This window comes from Mesorhizobium sp. M1A.F.Ca.IN.020.06.1.1, assembly GCF_004023265.1.
GTDB lineage: Bacteria > Pseudomonadota > Alphaproteobacteria > Rhizobiales > Rhizobiaceae > Mesorhizobium.
In genome coordinates, this window is record NZ_RZSR01000992.1 from 1 (window position 1) to 2,145 (window position 2,145).

Annotated in this window: 3 protein-coding genes; all 3 read right to left on the reverse strand. The window is 66.4% G+C overall.

The genetic code is table 11. The annotated features are described in order from the left end of the window. Nucleotides 1-345, reverse strand: a 345-nt coding sequence (locus tag EOA60_RS30000; protein WP_245502647.1) for an isocitrate/isopropylmalate family dehydrogenase, incomplete at its 3' end; no start/stop codon positions are given. A gap of 10 nt (nucleotides 346-355) precedes the next feature. Beyond that, a complete protein-coding gene (locus EOA60_RS30005) occupies nucleotides 356-1,819 on the reverse strand; it encodes an aldehyde dehydrogenase family protein (protein ID WP_095825751.1) in 1,464 nt (487 codons plus the stop codon). A 149-nt stretch (nucleotides 1,820-1,968) separates the two neighbouring features. Continuing rightward, nucleotides 1,969-2,145: cupin domain-containing protein (locus EOA60_RS30010; protein ID WP_128312402.1), on the reverse strand; the 177-nt coding region annotated here is incomplete at its 5' end.

Sequence of the window (2,145 nt, forward strand, 5' to 3'; positions counted from 1 at the left end):
CCCCCTCACACCAGGCAGCAGCCGGTGCGGCCGGATATTGGCGTATTGCACGAATGCCTTGCGGATCGGCAGCAGCAGCCCGTGGAGCGAGACGGAATCCGGCACCTCCGTCGGCCATCCGACGGCCCCGAGCAGGATGGCGTCGAAGCGGCGCAAGGTCTCGATGCCGTCCTCGGGCATCATGCGGCCGGTTTCCTTGAAGAAACGACAGGACCATGGCAACTCGGTTCCGGTCAGGGCAAAGCCGGAGTGCTTGGCCACGGTTTCCAGCACCGTCCAGGCGGCGGCGGTCACATCGCGACCGATGCCATCACCGGGGATCAGGGCGATCGAGTGGGTCTTCATTGGCATCTCTTCACAGGCTGATCAGGACGCTCTTGGTCCTGCGGTTGGCGAGATAGGCCTCGCGGCCAAGGTCCTTGCCGATGCCGGAGCGCTTATAGCCGCCGGTCGGCAGAATGTGGTCGCGCGAGCGGCTGTAGCGGTTGACCCACACGGTGCCCGCTTCGAGCTTGCGCGCGAGACGGATCGTGCGAGACAGATCCGCGGTGAACAGGCCGGAAGCCAGTCCGTAGGTCGGATGGCTGGACAGCGCGAGCGCCTCGTCTTCGGTCTCGAAGGTCTGGACCGTCAGGACCGGGCCGAAGATTTCCTCGACGATCGCCGGATTGGCCTGGTCGACGTTGGCGATCAGCGTCGGCTCGTAGAAATAGCCGGGGCTGTCCATGAAGGTGCCGCCCGTCAGGCATTCGCCGCCGCCCTCGAGCGCGGCCCGCACGATGGCGTCGACACGCCCCCGCTGCCGTTCCGAGATGATCGGCGAATACTGCGTGGTCTCGTCCCAGGTCGGGCCGGGCTTCACCGCCTTCACTCGCTCAAGGATGGCCGCCGTCAGGCTGTCGGCCACACTCTTCTCGACGATCAGGCGCGTGCCGGCCACGCAGGCCTGGCCGGCATTGAAGGTGACGCTGCCGGCGATTGCTGCCGCCGCCTTGTCGAGATCGGCATCGGCAAAGACGAGCTGCGGGCTCTTGCCGCCGAGCTCCAGCGTCATCGGCCTGATGCCGGTGCGGGCGACGTTCTCCATGATCGCCGAGCCGGCGCGGGTTGAACCGGTGAAGCTGACCTTGGCGATCTCGGGATGGCCGGTCAACGCCGTGCCGGTCGTGGGGCCGTCGCCGAGCACCACGTTGATAAGTCCTGCCGGCAGGCCGGCTCTGACGGCGAGCTGCGCCAAATGAACGGTCGAGAACGGCGTCATTTCGGACGGCTTCAGCACGACTGCATTGCCCGCGGCCAGCGCCGGGCCGAGTTTCCAGCCGGCCATCGAGATCGGAAAATTCCAGGGCGTGATCGCGGCCACGACGCCATAGGGTTCGCTCATGATCATGCCGAAACTGGCGTCGTCGGTCGGCGCGAGTTCGCTGCCTTCCTTATCGGCGAACTCGGCAAAGAAGCGGATCTGCTCGGCGGTCACGGCGATGTCGCCGGCGGCGAGCTGGCCGACGGGCCGGGTCGAGGACAGTGCCTCGATCCTGGCGAGCGTTTCGGCTTCCGCTTCCATCAAATCGGCCCAGGCGTGGAGCGCCCTGGTGCGCTCGCGCGGCCGGACGCCGCCCCAGTTGCTGGCTTTCAGCGCCGCCTTGGCACTTTCCACCGCCCGGTCCACCAAGTCCGCACCGGCCACGGGGCAGGCGGCATAGGACTTGCCATCGGACGGACGGCGCATTTCGATCGCACCCCCGGCCGAAATCAGCTCTCCATCGATGAAGTGGCCGACGGGAAGCGAGATTGTATCGGGATCGAAGCTCAGGCTCATGGGCAACCACTCGGCAGCATCGGCCTCAGCCTAGCCCGTGCCGACACGCAGCATGCGCTGTTCGGCGATCCGCCGCCGACGAATGTTGCGTGCTGGGGACAAGAGACGGCAAAATCTTCCGCGGCGGTCAGGGCCTGCGCGGGCGCTCGCTAGCCCACTGTGACGTAGATCTTGCGCACGGTCTCGATGGTCTTCCAAACACCCGTGAAGCCCGGCTTCATGACGAAGCTGTCGCCGGCCCGGTAGGTCACCGTTTCGCCGGCGTCGGGCGTGATTTCGACCACGCCGGCGAGGATATGGCAGAACTCGAAGGTTTCCCCCTTGAT